We start from the raw sequence: 17,869 nt of genomic DNA, 5'->3' as shown, positions 1-17,869 counted from the left end.
CCGTAATTCGGCACAGGACGTGCCGAGCCGAGCGGCCATCAGGACGATGGCATCGCGAGGGTAGGACTTTTTCAAACAAAGAAAAGCTTAGATTTGATTAGCGAAATGAACGAATGCCTTAAAATCCTTCATGGGGCTAATCAATATATAAATTTTTCAACAGCCTGAATAAATTCTAAAAATTTATACCATTTTTTAATTTTTTTATAAATTAATGTAGTATAATATTAATAATAAATAATGAAGGGAGAATTTTTATGGGAATTTCAAATTTGACAACAAGGCTTACAAAGGCTCTTGAAAGCAGTATAAGGCGATTTCCTTTAACTGTCATTTCAGCCTTTGCAACCTGCATTACAATAATAATTATGATTGAACAAAAAAGGGATCCATCTTTAACTCTGCAGAGACTCACTATGATTTTTGCACTATCAATACCAATTACTTTAAGTTTTAAACTTATGTGGGAAAGAAAAGGCAGGAACTTAAAACAGCTACTTATGTATTATTTATCTTCTATTATTTTAATTATCGCATATTACTTTATTTTTCTTAACAAAATAGACTATATAAGTACCTCAAGATTTATTGGTACTAATTTGATTTTTTATCTACTATTTCTATTCATACCTTACTTCTTAAACAGAGAAAATTTCGAAATGTATTCAATCAAGATATTTACTGGATTTTTTATTACAGCAATATACACATTGGTTCTCTTTTTGGGTTTAAGTGCTATTTTATTTACAATTGACAGTTTGCTTGGAATTAAAGTTGAGTCTGAAACATATATAGAGACTTGGTTTGTATGTCTTTTTATATTTGCAGTAAACTACTTTTTATCATTGGTACCAAAAAAGGAGGATACTTTTACAAAGTTTGATTTTCCAAGAGCCTTTAATATTCTTTTAAACTATATTGTAATTCCTCTTTTGAGTGCATATACAGTCATTTTATATATCTACTTTTTTAAGATTATTATAACTCAAAACTGGCCAAAGGGACTTGTTTCCCACCTTGTACTTTGGTATTCCTTTATAACTATTTTAGTAGTATTCTTTATCCATCCAATTAAAGAAGATGTAAAGATTGCCTACTATTTTACAAAAATAATAACTAAAATTATAATACCTTTAATAATAATGATGTTTTTCTCTATGGGAATAAGAATAAATGCCTATGGCGTAACTGAACCAAGATATTATGTTATAGTTGCAGGAATTTGGATTTTATTTGTATTCATCTATTGGAACATAACAAAACAGCCTAAAAATACACTAATTCCTTCAACCCTTGCATTGACTATATTTATATCTCTATTCACTCCACTGTCAAGCTTTAGTATATCAAGGTATAGTCAAAACAAGCGTTTTGAGAATCTATTGATTAAAAACAATATTCTCAAGGATGGTAAAATACAAAAAAATCCAAATATAAACAAAGATGACCAAAGAAAAATAAGCAGTATAATTTCCTATTTTGAAACAAGACAGGGTATTGATAAACTAAAATATGTACCTAAGGATTTTAATTCATCTAAAATGAGCGAAATTTTCGGTTTTAACTATGAAACACCTTATTTCCCAAAAGAACAGTACTTCTACTATAGAATAGCTCCAAACAGCCTTATTGATATTAAAGGATATGACTACTTTATACAATTTAGCTCCTATAATCAAGAATTACAAAATTCAGAAGAATTTAGTTTTAAGTATTATAATATTAAATCAGAATTAGTTATATTCAAGGGCAATAAAGAAGTATATAGAAAAAACATTAGTGAAATATTACAAAATGCCTATAAAAAATATAGTTCAAATAGACCAGATATGGAGCTTAAAATTGAAGAATTATCAGTAGTAGATGAAAACGAGGCTTTAAGGGTTAAAATAATATTAAACAATGTATCTGGAAGAGTTGATGATAATGAGGATATTAGAGTTGATGGATGCGATTTCTTAATTATGTATAGTATTAGAAAGTAGAAATATTTTTTAAGTAACCCCATAATGCATATTCAAATATTATGGGGTTTTATAATTGCCTATTACCTTTTTAAAGCAAAAATTTAGTAATATTTTTTAGGCTGTTGAAAAAGTTATATTTTGATTAGCCCCATCAAGGATTTCTTGGGCATTCGTTCATTTCGCTAATCTCACGAAAGAACCCATTGAAATCCTATAATGGGGCTTTTTCATAATTTAGCTAACAAGTAGGTTTATCAACAATATCAGGTGTAGCTTTGCTACACCTTTAAATTAGAAGGCTGGGACAACTGCACCTTGGTATTTTTCTTCTAAAAACTTTTTAACATCCTCTGATTGAAGTACATTGATAAGTTCCTTAATTAGTTCATTGTCCTTGTTATCTTGTCTTGTAACTAAAACATTTGCGTATGGTGAATCCTTATCTTCAATAAACAGACTGTCCTTTACAGGATTTAATTTTGCTTCAAGTGCATAGTTTGTGTTTATTATTGCAAAATCAACATCCTTTAAAACCCTTGGAAGTTGTGCTGCCTCTAATTCCTTAAATTGAAGATTCTTTGGATTTTCAACTATGTCCTTTGGAGTTTGAGTTAAACTATTATCCTTTAACCTAATTAAACCTTGTTTTTGTAAAAGAAGAAGCGCTCTTCCTTCATTTGTTGCATCATTTGGTATTGCAACTACTGCCCCGTCCTTAATCTCATCCTTGCTCTTTATTTTTTCTGAATAGGCCCCCATTGGTTCAACGTGTACCTTTGCAACTGAAACAAGATTAAGTCCCTTTTCCTTGTTAAACTCATCAAGATATGGCACGTGTTGGAAGAAGTTTGCATCTATTTGCTTATCATTTAATGCAGTATTAGGTGTAACATAATCTGTAAATTCCTTAACTTCAAGTTCAATTCCCTTTTCCTTAAGCTTTGGTTTTATGTAATTTAATATCTCTGCGTGGGGAACTGGAGTCGCTCCAACTACAATTTTCTTCGTATTTGAAGCTTCCTTTTTTGAACAACCTGTAACTCCTGTTAATAGTAATGATACACATAGTATTGTTGCTGTAAATTTTCTTAATTTCATAATCATTACCTCCTGTCAATTTTTTTTGCAAAATAATTTCCTGTTCTCTGAGTTATTTCAACCAAAAGTATCAAAATTATAACAGTAACTATAAGTATATCTGTTCTAAATCTTTGATACCCGTATCTTACTGCTAAATCCCCTATTCCACCACCTCCTATAACACCTGCCATAGCAGAATATCCTATTATATTTACAATTGTTAATGTAATACCTAAAATTAAGCCTGGAAGTGCCTCCTTTATTAAAACCTTAAAAACTATTTGAGGTGTAGAAGCTCCAAGGGAAACTGCTGCCTCAATTACACCTTTGTTAACCTCCTTTAGAGCAGATTCCACTACCCTTGCAACGAAGGGGGCAGCTGCAATGGATAGTGGAACTACTGCAGCTTCTTTTCCTATCGTTGTTCCAACAATGACTCTTGATAGGGGAAAAAGAAGAATAATTAATATAATAAATGGTATTGACCTTGTTATGTTAATTAATGAACCTATTATAGAATTAAGTTTTGGCATTTTAAGTAATCCCTCTTTATCTGTCAAAACTAAAAATATACCAAGTGGAGTACCTAATAAAACTGAAAACAAAGTTGAAAAAACTACCATATATAATGTATCTAAAAATGAAGGCAAAACTAAATTTAATATTTCAATCATACTCTAACCTCCTTATATTGCTCTTTCTTTAAAGTCTAAGTATATAACCTCACCCTTTTGGCTCTGAAGAAATTGTCTTAAAGTTTTAGATTTAGGACTTCTAAACACCTCATCCTTTATTCCCTCTTCAACTATCTCACCCTTTTCCATAACTGCAACATTACTACAAATTCTATCTACTACATCCATCTCGTGGGTGATTAAAACTATTGTTAATCCTAAGGTTTTATTTAGCTCTAACAATAGATCTAAAATTTGTTTTGTTGTAAGTGGGTCAAGGGCTGATGTTGCCTCATCACATAGAAGTATTTTAGGGTTATTGGCAAGTGCCCTTGCTATTGCAACTCTCTGCTTTTGGCCTCCTGATAGATTTGAAGGATATTCCTTTTCTTTATCCTCTAATCCAACTATCTTTAAAAGTTCTTTAACCCTTTTATCTATATACTCCCTTTTATGTCCTGCTATCTCAAGAGGAAAGGCAACATTCTTATATACATTTGAATTTGAAAGCAGATTAAAATGCTGGAATATCATACTAACATTTTTTCTATACTCCCTAAGTTCCCTCTTATTAAACTTAGTTATATCTCTTCCTTCTACTATAATTTCACCCTCATCTGGTGTTTCAAGCAAGTTTAAACATCTCAATAGAGTAGATTTTCCTGCACCACTTTTTCCTATTATTCCAAATACCTGTCCCTTTTCTATTTTTAAATTGATTCCCTTAAGTGCCTCGGTTTTATTGCCATTAATTAAATAACTCTTTTTTAAATCCTTAATTTCAATCACATTAACACCCCTTTTTTAAAATTTATAATTTTTGTTATTTTATTGAATAAATTATATTATTTTCCTTGATATTCAATAAAAAAACCTCTTTGATGAAAGAGGCACTCCTCTCTCATCTCCCAGCATTTGCTGCAGGATTTGGCACCTTACTATTCGCAGGTTGCCGGGCTTCATCGGGCCAGTCCCTCCACCTCTCTTGATAAGAGCCTGTTATTATTTTGTATAATATATATTATTTTCCTTAATACACAATAAAAAAACCTCTTTGACGAAAGAGGTACTCCTCTCTCATCTCCCAGCTTTCGCTGCAGGATTTGGCACCTTACTATTCGCAGGTTGCCGGGCTTCATCGGGCCAGTCCCTCCACCTCTCTTGATAAGAGCTTCTTATTTAATTCTTGATTAAGATTATATAAACAATTGCAAGTGTTGTCAATACTATTTTTCAATTTTTATAGATTTTTTATTTTTAGAACTTCCTGCTATATAAAAAAAATAAAATTTGGGTGCCAAAAGCTAAATTGCCTTGGCACCCTTTTTTATTAATTTTCTTTATCCTCTTCATTATTAGTAGCACTATCTTGTTCTGCATTTACATTATCTTCAGTCTTATTACCTTCTTTTTTGTCTTTTCTCTCTTTAATTTTTTCTTTAATCTCTTCTCTTTTTTCCTTTATCTTTTCCTTTATTTCTTCTTTTTTAACTTCTCTAATTTGTTCCTTTACTTCCTTTACATCCCTTTTATTTATAAGATTTTCATTTAATTGTTTTTCTACCTGTTTTGCCTCATCCTTTGTTATTGTTCCATTTTTTACCTCTTCCTTTAAAACTTCCCTTGTTTCTTTTCTTAATTCATTTCTTGTTTTTACAACTTCCCTTGCCTGTTCCCTTATCTGTTTCATTTCCTGCTTTTTAGCCTCAAGTAATGTTTGTGCCTCCTTTAATGCCTCTTCTGCCTTTTTGATTTCCTCTTCATTGTTTGTTTCCTTTGCCTTTTCCAATGCCCTTCTTGCTTCTTCAACCTGCTTTCTTACATTAAACATTTCCTGCTTTTTATTTATTAAACTTAGAACTGTCTCCTTCTTTTGTGTTTGCAATTCAATTACATTTTGAATTGTTGGTTTTGCGTTTTCTGATACCTTTTCTTGTATTTTTGTTAAAACCTCAATTGAATTCTTATATCTTGTTTCTATTCTGTTTTTCAGTTCATTTACTTTGTTTACAACCGAATCACTTACTACATCATCCTTTTGTTCTTCAGATACTATATTTTGTACTATTTCCTGAGTACTGTCCATCTTTTGCTGAAATTCCTCTACAGCAGGCTGTACAAGTTCCTCCTTGCCCTCCTCTGCCATAACCTGTGCCTCTGCAAGCCTCTCCTCTGCAACGTCTGCTGTAACCTCTGCCTTTTTTTCCTCATCAAATGTGAGTGAAATTTTTACTTCATCAATAAGTTTATCTACTGGATAAAGAATACTATCTGGCGTTATTCCAGCATCTGTCCCTTGAACATCCGCCTTTGCTATTGTAACATTAAACATAAGTAATAGTGCTGTTGATAGTGCTAAATACTTTTTCACTTTTATATCCCTCCCTAATTTTGTTTTCAATTATTAATACGTACTTTTTTATTTTTTTAGGGGGGCAAATAAAAAAATTTTTTACCCTATAAAAATCAATTAATTTTTCGTATTAATATATGGAAGGGGGAAGAAGATGATAGATGACAGAGAGAAATTTATCGAGGAAAATAGAAATTTTGTGTATAAAATTGCATCAAGTATATGTAAAAGAAGACTCTCTTGGGAAAATGACGATGAACTAAGTATTGCACTAATTGCATTTTATAAAGCGATTAAAACCTATGATAAAAAAAAGGGCAATTTCTTCTCCTACTCGAGGATGATAATAAAAAATTCACTCATAGATTATTTTAGAAAAAGTACAAAAAACGTAAACATTTATCTTGGAGATGAAGAACTTATTACCTTTGAGTATAGAAGTTCAATAGAAAAGTATGAAATAGAAGAGGAGAACAAAATAAGGGCTCAGGAAATAGCCTTATTTAACTATAAACTTAAGGAATATGGTATAAACTTTTCTGACTTAGTTATTAGTTCCCCAAAACATAAGGATACAAGAGAAGAACTTATAAATATTGCCTTTTTGGTGTCAAGAGAACCTCAAATACTTGAAAGGTTAAATAAAACAAAACAACTACCCATAAAGCAGATTTGTTTATTGACTTCAAAAAACGAAAAATTCATTGAGAAATGGAGAAGGTATTTAATAGCACTTATTTTAATTTTAACAGATAGTGAATTAATGTATATTAAATCATACCTGAATATAAAGGTAGGTGATAAAAATGATTAAAAAAGGCATAATTGTTGAAGTCAACGGAAGAGAAGCTGTTCTATTTACTCAAACTGGTGAGTTTTTAAAATTTAAGTCGAATGAAAGTCTCCAAATAGGCCAAGAATACACATATAAAAATTTAGATTTAAAACCTTTTTTAATAGCTGCTTCTCTACTTTTATGTATATTATTGGGTTCTTTTATTACAATGTACAGCCAAGTTTATGCATCTATGACTGTTACCATAAATCCTCAATTTAGAATAGATGTAAATAGATTTAATAGAATTATAAAGGTTGTCCCTCTAAACAAAGACGCCGAAGATGTCCTTAGTTCTGTTAAACTAAAAAACAAAAACATTGATGATGGACTTATATTAATTGTTAAAAAGGCAAAGGAAAAAAAGTATATAACCGATGAATACTACAACAACAAAACTAAAAAGATTAATATAGAGATAGATAAAGGTGATGTTAAATTAAACAAGTTTACATCTGAAATGAAAAATCAAAAGTTAAATTTTGAAAAGGTATATGCTAAACTGCAAAAAATTCAAGATAGGGCAAATAAACGTGAGTTAATTAAAGAAAAATTGAAGGAAAAGGATAAGCAGATAGAAAATCAAAATCCAAAGGATGAGAAGAATAAAATTGATAATAAAGAAGATTTAAAGGAGAATAATAAGGAAAATAAAGTAAGGGAAGAAATTAAAAATAGAATTAAGGAAAATATAAAGAATAAAATAAATCAAAATGATGAAAGTGTTCCAAAATCTAAAGAAAATCTACAAAAAAAATTGAGGATAAAAAAGAAAATGCTACTTCAAAATTAGAGGAAAAGATTAATACTTTTAAAGAAAAAGTAAAAAGACAAAAGGGGCTAAATTAGCCCCCTTAAATTGTTGACAAACCTGTTTGGTAGCTAAAATCTGAAAAAGCCCCATGAAAGGATTTCGCAAAGGCATATTTCATGAGTTTTAGCAAATCTTGCTTTTCGACTTTAAAAAAGTCCGTAATTCGGCACAGGACGTGCCAAGCCGAGCAGTCATCAGGACGATGACATTGCGAGGGTAGGACTTTTTTAAACAAAGAAAAGCTTAGATTTGCTTAACGAAATGAACGGATGCCCAAGAAATCCTTCATGGGGCTAATCAATAAATAACTTTTTCAACAATCTGAAGGGGCTAAATTAGCCCCTTTGCATATTGATACCCTAAATCAAAAAGCCTTGTACAGAACTCATTTGTAAAGTTTACGGTATCCTCTGGCCTTACTTCAAAATTAGGTTCTAAAACAACTATGTCTTCACTTTTATAATACTCATAAATATATTCTGGAACTTGGAAATCATTTGATAGTGCGATTATAAAAATTTTATCTACTCTATCCGTAATGAAGGGCTGAAGCAGACAGTTATTGAGTATTCCCCCATCAAGTTTATACCCATCATATTTTCCTTCTTGAAGGTCAATTTTAAACTGTTCAAAAAGAATCTTTGCACTAACACTGTTTGGATCTCCATTGTAATTATAGGGTAAAAGCGAACTTGCCTTTACAGCTAAGAGGGCTTCTTCTTTAGGCATATTTTTGATATTCACAATAACTTCATTTATACTACAACCCTTAACTTCAACATAATTTACGTAAAAAGAGTCTATATTTTTATCCGTATCATCAAGCATTCTTAACTCCTTTATAACCAGCCTGTTTTCAACAACCATATTTAGAGAATCGAAATATTTATTTAGCTGCATATTCAACCAAAAATCATACATTTTCTCATAGGAATTTTTTAACATATAATACCCATTAACTGCACCTATTGATGTTCCTGTAATCACTGAAAATATAATACCCTTCTCTTTGAAATACCTTAATATTCCCGCTTCATAGGCACCTTTTGCACCTCCACCTGTTAAGCATAAACCATATCTCATTTTATATCACCCCCACCATTTTAATTTTATTATATCAATTTTAATAATATTTGTAATGGTGAGTATAATTTTTTAACTATTTGTTCACAAAAAAATGTCGAATTATGTGTCAAAATCACAATCTACGAATAATATGTAGTAGGAAAAAGTAGTAAACTAAAAATTTTTATAGAACATAGCTAAAAGAAAGGTGGTGAACAGTATGAACAACTGCTGTGATTTCAATTGCAATCCTTGCTGCTCTATTAAAAATATACTTGAGATGTTAAGAGGGCAGACTTGTATAATCGTATTAAAGAGTGGAAGAGCTGAATGTGTAAGAATTTTAACCGTTTGTGATAATATATTAGCTTGTGAAATCGCAGGATGTGGTTGCCCAGTTAAGTTTGTAGACATTAACTGTATATGTGAGGTAATCACTGACTGTAGAAAGGTTTTTCTAAGCTTTTCTTTGTTTGAAAAAGTCCTACCCTCGCGATGCCATCGTCCTGATGGCCGCTCGGCTCGGCACATCCTGTGCCGAATTACGTACTTTTCAAAGTTGAAAAGCTAAGATTTGCTAAAGCTCATGAAAATGCCAAACAAAATCCCTTCATGGGGCTTTTAAAAATCAAACTATTCTGTATGTTTATTTTTAAACTAAGTTCTAATTATGCCGCTTTTTACTTGTATCTTCCTGTTGATCTAATCTTTGCATCCACCACAACCTCAATTTCACTATCCTTAAAGGACTCCCTTATTCTCTCTTCATTTTGACGACCATATTTTGCTACTGCATATCTTTGTATATCAAAAACATCTATTTGGTAGTCATTTTTTGCTCTTTCAACTATTTTATTTAAATTTTCATTTAGATTATTTACTAATTGTGTTCTAATGTCATCTATTGTTTTTTGTACATCATTTTCTTCTTCAAAATTGTATGTATTAAGTTTAATTTCTCCTTGAACATTTAATTTAATGGTATATTTCAATTTTCCATCTACCCTATTAACATATACCTTCCTTTTTGTAATACATTCAACATCTACTGCCTTTTCATAGCCATCCATTACTAATGCTATATTTCCCTTAACATCATTATTTCTTAGCATATTTACATAAATAGCCTCTTCTATAGGGATTAGCTTTTTAAGTTTATCCCTATCAAAGACTGCTAATCCTGCTATCTTTATTGTCGAACCCTTTTTCTCTATAGCAGGCATTACTATATTCCTACCCTCTTGATAATACATATTAACAACATCTTTAACTCCAGCGTTATTTGTAAAAAAGTTTGCACTATATGATGCCTCAATAAGTTCCTTAACTTCGTCTGCCATTGTACTTTCTTCCTTTGGTTGCTGTTCAAATATATCCTTACTACTTCCCTTTGAAACTACCATTATTGTATTTAAATTTCTCTCTTGATCTCTAACACAAGTGTCTATTATATCTTTAATTCCACGCCTTGCCCTCTCTTCACCAATAACATAGGCCCTAATTGTACCTAACAAATAATTCTTCTTTAAGTTTAATTGCCTATTGCTATTTGCCTCATTTATAGTTTTTCCTATCTCTAAGCTAACTCCCCTATCAATTTCCCTTTGTCCTCTAAAGACTAAATACTCTGCAACATTTTCTATCTCCTTATTATCTTTACCAACATCAAATCCTATTCCTACTATAACAGAAAGTTTTTCAACTGGTACTCTATTATAACAGCCTGTAAAAAATAAACTAAATACCAACAATAAAAACAATCTCCTATTTTTCATTTTTCTTCACCTTCTTATATAGGCTCAAAACATATGCAGCTATAAGCCAAATAAATATATATCCAACTAAGTAAGGCATTACTTTATCAGTTAAACTGCCTCTTCTATATTCTGAAACCATTAACAGTCCAATTATAGCAACAATTAAAGAAGATATAATACAGGATTTTTTATAGGGTATCTTTGTGCCTTCTGAAAAAAAATATGTTGCACCAAAGTGCATACAAGCAGCAGTCTGGAAAATTTTATTTCCCCAAATAAATATGAAAAGTGGCTCAAAATTTGAAATAACTGCAATTTCGGTTGTTGCAACAAGATATAAAAAAGGATATTGAAGCTGTGATGTAAGCCTCCAACCCATATAAAGTATGGTTACAAATGTTATGAATGTATATAGTACAGTTGTAAATATACAAGCTGCAATTCCTGCACCCTTTGCTCCCATTTTATTAGTTATTAGTGGAATAATAGCAATAGATAATTCTACACCTGAATATGCAAAAAATGTCGTAGGGACTGCAGTTATTAATGAACTATAATTATTAACTAAAGGAAGTATATTTGTAACATCACCCTTATTTATAAAATATATAGGAATTAGAAATATAAAAATGGTTAAATAAAATACCAGCTCACTCAATCTTGCAATTATTTTAAGTCCATCTACAGAATTATAGTAGATTAAAAGTGTAGTCAAAAATATTAAAACATAAGGAGATAAAAATTTAACTGTTGAAAATGTAAGCTCATTTGCAAGTCCTGATATTACTGCCCCTTCAAGAAATAAAAAGTTTATTGAAAATAAAAGCGTAAATATTTTGGTCAAAAATTTTCCAAATAGCTCTTCACTTGCCTGAGTATATTCTACAAAATTTAAGTTCTTATATATTTCATAACTCAAAACAACACAGAGTATAGGATATATACCTGCAATTATTATGGCAATCCAACCAGATTGTTGTGCTTTTTTTGTAACACCAGCGGCCAAACTAATTACACCTATTCCTATCATTGCACTTTGAATAACAAAAAAATACTGATTTCTTGTTATTGTATTATTTTTATTCATCTTTATTCCTCCTAGATAAACTAGGTTTTAAACTAACAGGCTCATTAAATATTTTTCTTATATTATCCCTCATAAATACATCTCCAAAGTCCTTGAACCTTGATGGTGCCATAGGTGAAAAATATGGAATTCCAAAGGAATCAAGCTTAACAAGTGCTACAAGAAGTATATAAAACCCAACAAGTATTCCATAAAAACCAAACAACTGAGCAAGTATTAACATAGGAAATCTTAAAAATCTAATACTTAATGCCATTTGGTAATTTGGTATTAAAAATGTTGAAACAACTGTTATGGCAACTACAAATAGTGTTGCGTGGCTAACAAGATTTGCTTTTGTTGCTGCATCACCTATAACAATACCACCAACAATTGCAAGAGTTGTTCCAACTGGGTTTGGAAGCCTAACTCCTCCTTCTCTTAATATTTCAATACAAAGCTCCATAGCAAGTATCTCTAAAAAAGGTGGAAGTGGTATTCCCTTTCTTGAATCAATTATTACCATCATAAGCTGATAGGGAAAAAGTTCAGCATTATACAAAAGAAGGGTTAAATATATTGGACCTAAAATTAAAACAGTAATTACAGCTATAAATCTTGTTATTCTTGAAAAATTAGCTATTATAAGCCTCTCTGAATAATCCTCAAAACCTTGGAAAAACTCTATAAAAGACGCAGGTACAATTAAAGCTGAAGGTGATTCTGCCACAAATATAGCTGCCTTACCCTCTAAAAGGTCAAATACAACCTTATCAGGTCTCTCTGTATTTTTTGCCTGTGGGAAAAGATTGAAGGGTCTTCTTTCTATAAACTGTTCAAATACACCTGTTGTAAGCATTGCTGGTGCCTTTAGTGTTAAGACTCTTGATTTTATTGTATTTAAAAGCTCTTTATCTATTACATCTTCTAAATACACAATGGCACATTCTGTCCTTGTCTTTTCACCTACAACAAACCTTTCTATCTTAAGCCCTGTACTTTTTATTTTTCTCTGAATTAATGTTATATTTAAATCAATGTTTTCTGTAAAACTTTCCCTTGAACCTAAAATAGATTTTTCTGATGTAGATTCTTGTATATCCCTGTATTTTGGGTTTATTGTATCTATAATCATTGCACATTTTATTCCATCTACAATAACAGCTGTTTTTCCACTGAGTATTTCAGCACCAATATCCTTTGCATTATTGTTTAACCTAAAGCTACTTATAAATAGATATTTTTTAGATGCTTCATACAAATCTTCTTCTTTTTTTATATCTATATCTACTTTGTATAAAAAGGGTTTTATTATCGCTTCTTCAATATAGTTTTTATCCGCAAGACCATCTATAAAAAGAACATAGGCATTTATTTTACCATTTATAAGAATCTCCTTTTTTATAAAATTACTGTTTTGTGCAACAAAATTAGATATTAAGGTTAAATTTTTATTATAATCCTCCACCAAAACCTGCTCAATCATAACATCACCTCTCTATTTATTTTTTCAAATATTTTCATAAAAATACCATAAAAAGAAGTACGAATTAAAATTTTATGAATGCTAAAAATATTATAAAGGGGTGATAATATGTACAATGATGAAGAAATAGTTGAAAGAATACGAAATCTGTTAGAGGATGAGCTGCAGGAACTATCCTACGATATAAAGGTAAGATGTGTTGATGGTCACGTCACTATATCTGGTATTGTAGATACTCTATCAGAAAAAGTTAAAATTGAAGAACTTGTAAGAAGAGTTGACGGTATTAAAAAGCTTGAAAACTCCCTTACCATATCTACCGACGGAACATTTACAGACAAAGAAGCTGAATTTGAAGTCATAAATAAACTTAAAGACGATCCTAACCTTAATTCCGTTGGCGTTAAGGTTGAAGGTGGAACAGCAATACTTATGGGAACAGTTGATACTGCAAAGGTAAAAAGAAAGGCTATGGAAACTGCAAAGGAAGCCTTTGGTGTTAAAGATGTTGTTTCAAATATGAAGGTTAAGAATGAGGGCAAAATTGATGATATAACATTAACAAATAAGATTGTGGAAGAACTTAGAAATCACGGCATAAGCAATAACGACCTAAATATTTCTGTAGAAGATGGATATGTTAGACTCTCTGGATTTGTAAATGTAAGAAATGAAATGGAAATGGCAGTAGAGATAATAGAGGATATTGAAGGAGTTAAAAAGGTAAGAAACCTTTTAAAAACAAGGAGATAAATTAGGGGCAAAAATAGCCCCTAATTTATCCACTCTACTCTATTTTTTCCGTTACTTTTTGCTCTATACAATGCAGAGTCTGCAAGCTGAAGAACATTTATAATCTCATCTTTATAATTAAACTCAACTGCACCTATACTCACAGTAACCTTAATATCCTTATCTACAATTTCCTTTGTCCAATTATATCTTTCTATCTCACGCCTTATGTTTTCTGCTAAATTTATAGAAAAGGCTTTCGATTTTTCGCAAAATACTATAAATTCTTCTCCTCCATATCTTGCTGCAATGCAATTTTCAGGAAGTCTATTGTTTATAATTTCTGCCGCATTTTTTAATACTATATCCCCAACTATATGCCCATATTTGTCATTTATACTTTTAAAATTATCAAAGTCTATAATAAAAAGTGTATAAAAGCCTTTTTTGTTATAGGCATTAGATATATAGCTGTCTAAGAAACGCCTATTATACAATCCTGTAAGAGGGTCCTTTATAGAATTTATATAAATATTATTTTGTTCTGCTGAAAGTTCATAGGCCATATAAAACAGTATTAACATAATAGCATAACTATTATAATGAAAGGCATTATATTTTTTTATTATTGATAAATCAATGAGTACATCGTGTATTATCATCAAAATAGAAATTAAATATACAGTTAAATATATAAATTTATTTCTTATGTATTTTCTATAAGCATAAATAGAAATGTAAATTATATAACCTATTGCAAGCAAAACAATAAATTCAAGCTTTTTTCTAAAAATTGTTAGTTTATAAATGTCATTACAGAATATTATCATTACAATTATTAAAGATAAGTATATAATGCTTAAATAATTAATAAACCCATTTTGCTCTATACAATAATTCTTTCTTAAAAAGAAAACAAATGATAGAACCGATATATAGAGAGCTGAAAAAATTATTTTTTGAAATCCTAAATATCCAAATATACTGCTTGATACAAAATAATTTGAATAATATATAGCAGTACAAATTAAAGTCAAAGAGAAATATAAATATTTTTTATTAAATTTATTTAACCTATACATATTTATAAAATATGCAGCAACTATGAAATTTATTAGGGCCAATGAAAAATATATGGACATAAAGTAGTTATTCATAAATTTATCCTTCTTTATTAAGTCATTTGCTTTTCCTATAAAAATTTCTTGGCTCGATCCATATTCATAGGAAGATTTCATATAGATATCTATCTTATTTTCTCCGTTTAAATTAATAAACTCTTTGGGTATAAAATAGTTATATCTTGCATTCCAATCGTTATAAATAAAATCATCAAAGGGAGACTCTCCTATTAAATGGCCATTAATATAAACCTTATGTCCTAAAGGTATGCCTCCTATTGATAACACTAAATTTTCATTTTTCAGGACATCTGATAAATAAAAACTCCTACTAAACTTAACAATTTTATCTTGTTTATCCTTTTCCCCTAAAACACTTTTTAAATGTATATCCTGAGTAATATAATTTATACCGTCAAATGTGATCTGCCAATTTTCTTTTAAGTCTATATATGTACTTTTTCTCTCTAAAACCTTATGTCCATACCTAAAAAAGGTAATTAATATACTAAATAAAATAATGCCTGCAAGTAGACTTTCAAATAGCCTCTTCAATTTAGCCGTCCCCCTTAAAGCTAAATGGTTTTATTTAATATATTCTATAATTTAATAAAAACTCCTTCTAATAAAACATAAAAATGAATATATTACCCTCATCAGATTGTTGACAAACCTACTTGTTAGCTAAAGTATGAAAAAGCCCCATGAAAGGATTTCAATAGGATCTTTCATAAGCTTTAGCAAATCTTAGCTTTTCGACTTTGAAAAAGTCCGTAATTCGGCACAGGACGTGCCGAGCCGAGCGGCCATCAGGACGATGGCATCGCGAGGGTAGGATTTTTTCAAACAAAGAAAAGCTTAGAATTGCTTAGGCTGTAGAACGGATACCCAAGAAATCCTTCTTGGGGCTAATCAATATATAACTTTTTCATCAGCTTGCTCAATTTTACTATTCTATCTTACCCTTCATAACATCATCTATTCTTCTATTTATAGTATCTATTGGTGCCTCCAACATCATTCTTCCATATCTAAAATTAGCTGCTGCTGCCTCTATTATTACTGCTAAATTTCTTCCTGGTTTAACCGGCATTCTTAGCCTTCTTACTGGTATATTTAAAATATTTATGTATTCTGGAGTACCAATTCTATCAAAATCATCCTCATCTCTCCACTTCTCTAAGTGGATTACTAAGTCAACAGTCTTTTCTTCTAATACCGAACTTAAACCATATAAAGACTGTATGTTTATTATTCCAAGACCTCTAACCTCAAGCATCCCTGAAGTTATGTAGGGGCTTTTACCATATAAAACCCCATCTACTAATTTAATTTCAACAGCATCATCGCTTATAAGCATATGTCCCCTTTTAATTAGTTCAAGTGCTGCCTCACTTTTTCCTATACCACTTTCTCCTGTAATCAAAATTCCTATCCCATAAACATCCACTAAAACACCATGCATCGTAGTTGTTTTAGCAAGTGCTCTATCTAAATAGTTTATTACCTTATTGACAAGTCTTGTAGTTACTCTTGTACTTCTTAAAACCCATATTTTCTTTTCCTTTGCAAGTTCCATAAACTCCCTATGTGGTTGTAGATTTCTGGCAAATATTACACAGGGTAGATCGTATTGGAAATATTTTTCTAACCTTTCTCTCCTCACAGAAGGTTCAAGATTATTTAGATAATGCCATTCAGCATTTCCTACTATTTGTATTCTTGTATTTACGAAATAATCATAATATCCCACAAACTGTAGCCCTGGTCTTATTATATCATTGCAGTTTATCTCTCTATCCTCATTTCCCTCTACTAATACTTCTAAATTTAAATCCTCAATAAACTTCTTTATTGTAATAGACATAGTAATCCTCCTATTTCAATTTTGCTATTAAAAACATTATTTTCATTCCCATTTTTGAAAATTTGGTTTCGTATTCTGTCATAATGTTTTCTTTAAAATCGCTATTATGTAAATCATAGGTTAAATATTCAATATCAAATCCTGCCTCTTTAAAGTATTCAATTGAATCATTAAAAAAGTCCTCTTGATCTGTCTTAAACCATATCTCGCTCCCATTCTTTAAAAACTTTTTATATCTTTCAAGAAAAGTTACATAGGTTAATCTTCTTTTATTATGTCTTTTTTTAGGCCAAGGAGTTGAAAAATTTAAATATATCCTTGAAACCTCATCTTTATCAAACACGTTTTCAATAAAGGCAATTTCCATTGGAATCAGTGCAACATTATCTATTTCTTTATTATTTTCATTAAAAAGTTCCTCAACTTTTCTTTTGGCATATACAAGCACTTCATCCTTTATATCTATCCCAACAAAATTTTTGTTCTTTGTCTTTACTGCATTTTCTGCGATGAATTTTCCACGTCCACAACCTAACTCTAAATATATTTCATTATCATTTTTAAAAAATTCCTTCCATTTACCTTTATATTGATATGGATTTGTTACTACAAATCTGCAGGCCTCCAGTTCAGGTCTTGCCCACGGCTTCTTTCTTAATCTCATATAGTCCTCCTATGTCTAAGCTTTTCTTTGTTTGAAAAAGTCCTACCCTCGCGATGCCATCGTCCTGATGGCCGCTCGGCTCGGCACGTCCTGTGCCGAATTACGGACTTTTTTCAAAATCGAAAAGCAAGAATTGCTAAAGCTCATGAAAGAGCCTATTGAAATCCTTTCATGGGGCTTTTTCATACTTTAGCTAACTATTGGGTTTATCAAAAATCTGACAAAATTTATTTTTACCAGATTGTTGAATAAAAAATGCTATGAAAAGTTTTCTTTTCATAGCATAAATACTTTCTTGGTGCGGGTGACAGGATTCGAACCTGCACGTTATAAAACGCTGGAACCTGAATCCAGTGCGTCTGCCAGTTTCGCCACACCCGCTTTTTAA

At 30.7% G+C, this 17,869-nt stretch carries 16 protein-coding genes, 1 tRNA gene and 2 riboswitches; of the genes, 5 read left to right on the top strand and 12 right to left on the bottom strand.

All coding sequences use genetic code 11. The annotated features are described in order from the left end of the window. The first annotated feature begins 257 nt into the window (after window positions 1–257). The gene (locus JG776_RS10070; RefSeq protein WP_291967125.1) at window positions 258–1,985 is read left to right on the top strand and encodes a DUF4153 domain-containing protein; all 1,728 of its coding nucleotides are present in this window, start codon (window positions 258–260) and stop codon (window positions 1,983–1,985) included. A 273-nt stretch (window positions 1,986–2,258) separates the two neighbouring features. Here the strand turns inward: JG776_RS10070 and JG776_RS10065 are convergent, their stop codons facing one another. The 4 genes from JG776_RS10065 to JG776_RS10050 form a co-directional block, all read right to left on the bottom strand. Further along, window positions 2,259–3,065 (bottom strand): MetQ/NlpA family ABC transporter substrate-binding protein, encoded by an 807-nt coding sequence (locus JG776_RS10065; protein ID WP_291967123.1) that lies wholly within the window; start codon window positions 3,063–3,065, stop codon window positions 2,259–2,261. Window positions 3,066–3,070: 5 nt separating this feature from the next. Further along, window positions 3,071–3,721 (bottom strand): methionine ABC transporter permease, encoded by a 651-nt coding sequence (locus tag JG776_RS10060; RefSeq protein WP_291967121.1) that lies wholly within the window; start codon window positions 3,719–3,721, stop codon window positions 3,071–3,073. 12 nt (window positions 3,722–3,733) lie between these two features. After that, complete coding sequence (locus JG776_RS10055) at window positions 3,734–4,510, bottom strand: ATP-binding cassette domain-containing protein (protein WP_291967119.1); 777 nt, start codon at window positions 4,508–4,510, stop codon at window positions 3,734–3,736. Between the two features lie 109 nt (window positions 4,511–4,619). After that, window positions 4,620–4,716, bottom strand: a riboswitch (SAM riboswitch). A 79-nt stretch (window positions 4,717–4,795) separates the two neighbouring features. Continuing rightward, window positions 4,796–4,892, bottom strand: a riboswitch (SAM riboswitch). A gap of 159 nt (window positions 4,893–5,051) precedes the next feature. Then, a complete protein-coding gene (locus JG776_RS10050; RefSeq protein ID WP_291967117.1) occupies window positions 5,052–6,092 on the bottom strand; it encodes a DUF5667 domain-containing protein in 1,041 nt (346 codons plus the stop codon). Between the two features lie 136 nt (window positions 6,093–6,228). On the opposite strand from JG776_RS10050, the gene JG776_RS10045 reads away from it, so the two are divergent. Further along, complete coding sequence (locus tag JG776_RS10045) at window positions 6,229–6,888, top strand: sigma-70 family RNA polymerase sigma factor (RefSeq protein ID WP_291967114.1); 660 nt, start codon at window positions 6,229–6,231, stop codon at window positions 6,886–6,888. Continuing rightward, window positions 6,881–7,702, top strand: a complete 822-nt coding sequence (locus tag JG776_RS10040; RefSeq protein ID WP_291967112.1) for a hypothetical protein — start codon at window positions 6,881–6,883, stop codon at window positions 7,700–7,702. Before JG776_RS10045 ends, JG776_RS10040 begins: the two co-directional genes overlap by 8 nt. Before the next feature lie 351 nt (window positions 7,703–8,053). On the opposite strand, the gene JG776_RS10035 is transcribed toward JG776_RS10040, so the two are convergent. Continuing rightward, complete coding sequence (locus JG776_RS10035; protein ID WP_291967110.1) at window positions 8,054–8,806, bottom strand: patatin-like phospholipase family protein; 753 nt, start codon at window positions 8,804–8,806, stop codon at window positions 8,054–8,056. A 202-nt stretch (window positions 8,807–9,008) separates the two neighbouring features. On the opposite strand from JG776_RS10035, the gene JG776_RS10030 reads away from it, so the two are divergent. After that, window positions 9,009–9,359 carry a hypothetical protein gene (locus JG776_RS10030; protein WP_291967107.1) on the top strand — a complete coding sequence of 117 codons (351 nt, stop codon included), beginning with the start codon at window positions 9,009–9,011 and terminating at the stop codon, window positions 9,357–9,359. A gap of 109 nt (window positions 9,360–9,468) precedes the next feature. Here JG776_RS10030 and JG776_RS10025 read toward each other — a convergent pair whose 3' ends face one another. From JG776_RS10025 to JG776_RS10015, 3 genes are read right to left on the bottom strand one after another with little or no spacing between them, the layout of a single operon-like run. Further along, on the bottom strand, window positions 9,469–10,563 hold the full coding sequence (locus JG776_RS10025; RefSeq protein WP_291967105.1) for a Ger(x)C family spore germination protein: 1,095 nt from the start codon (window positions 10,561–10,563) through the stop codon (window positions 9,469–9,471). Continuing rightward, the gene (locus JG776_RS10020; RefSeq protein ID WP_291967103.1) at window positions 10,553–11,632 is read right to left on the bottom strand and encodes a GerAB/ArcD/ProY family transporter; all 1,080 of its coding nucleotides are present in this window, start codon (window positions 11,630–11,632) and stop codon (window positions 10,553–10,555) included. Before JG776_RS10020 ends, JG776_RS10025 begins: the two co-directional genes overlap by 11 nt. Beyond that, window positions 11,625–13,097, bottom strand: coding sequence for a spore germination protein (locus JG776_RS10015; protein ID WP_291967101.1), 1,473 nt, complete (start codon window positions 13,095–13,097; stop codon window positions 11,625–11,627). Before JG776_RS10015 ends, JG776_RS10020 begins: the two co-directional genes overlap by 8 nt. Window positions 13,098–13,205: 108 nt before the next feature. Here JG776_RS10015 and JG776_RS10010 point away from each other — a divergent pair, with 108 nt between their 5' ends. Then, the gene (locus tag JG776_RS10010) at window positions 13,206–13,850 is read left to right on the top strand and encodes a BON domain-containing protein (RefSeq protein ID WP_291967099.1); all 645 of its coding nucleotides are present in this window, start codon (window positions 13,206–13,208) and stop codon (window positions 13,848–13,850) included. 20 nt (window positions 13,851–13,870) lie between these two features. Here JG776_RS10010 and JG776_RS10005 read toward each other — a convergent pair whose 3' ends face one another. The 4 genes from JG776_RS10005 to JG776_RS09990 all read right to left on the bottom strand — a co-directional run bounded on the left by JG776_RS10005 (window position 13,871) and on the right by JG776_RS09990 (window position 17,862). Next, a complete protein-coding gene (locus JG776_RS10005; RefSeq protein WP_291967097.1) occupies window positions 13,871–15,505 on the bottom strand; it encodes a GGDEF domain-containing protein in 1,635 nt (544 codons plus the stop codon). A gap of 394 nt (window positions 15,506–15,899) precedes the next feature. Then, on the bottom strand, window positions 15,900–16,817 hold the full coding sequence (gene hprK / locus JG776_RS10000; protein WP_291967095.1) for an HPr(Ser) kinase/phosphatase: 918 nt from the start codon (window positions 16,815–16,817) through the stop codon (window positions 15,900–15,902). A 10-nt stretch (window positions 16,818–16,827) separates the two neighbouring features. Further along, window positions 16,828–17,481 (bottom strand): tRNA (guanosine(46)-N7)-methyltransferase TrmB, encoded by a 654-nt coding sequence (gene trmB, locus JG776_RS09995; protein WP_291967093.1) that lies wholly within the window; start codon window positions 17,479–17,481, stop codon window positions 16,828–16,830. A gap of 296 nt (window positions 17,482–17,777) precedes the next feature. Next, a tRNA-Leu gene (locus JG776_RS09990) sits at window positions 17,778–17,862 on the bottom strand. Between the last annotated feature and the right edge of the window lie 7 nt (window positions 17,863–17,869).

The organism is Caloramator sp. (genome assembly GCF_020054765.1).
GTDB lineage: Bacteria > Bacillota > Clostridia > Clostridiales > Caloramatoraceae > Thermobrachium > Thermobrachium proteoclasticum.
Note: the sequence above shows the minus strand (reverse complement) of the source record. Positions and strands in the feature narration are given on the sequence as shown.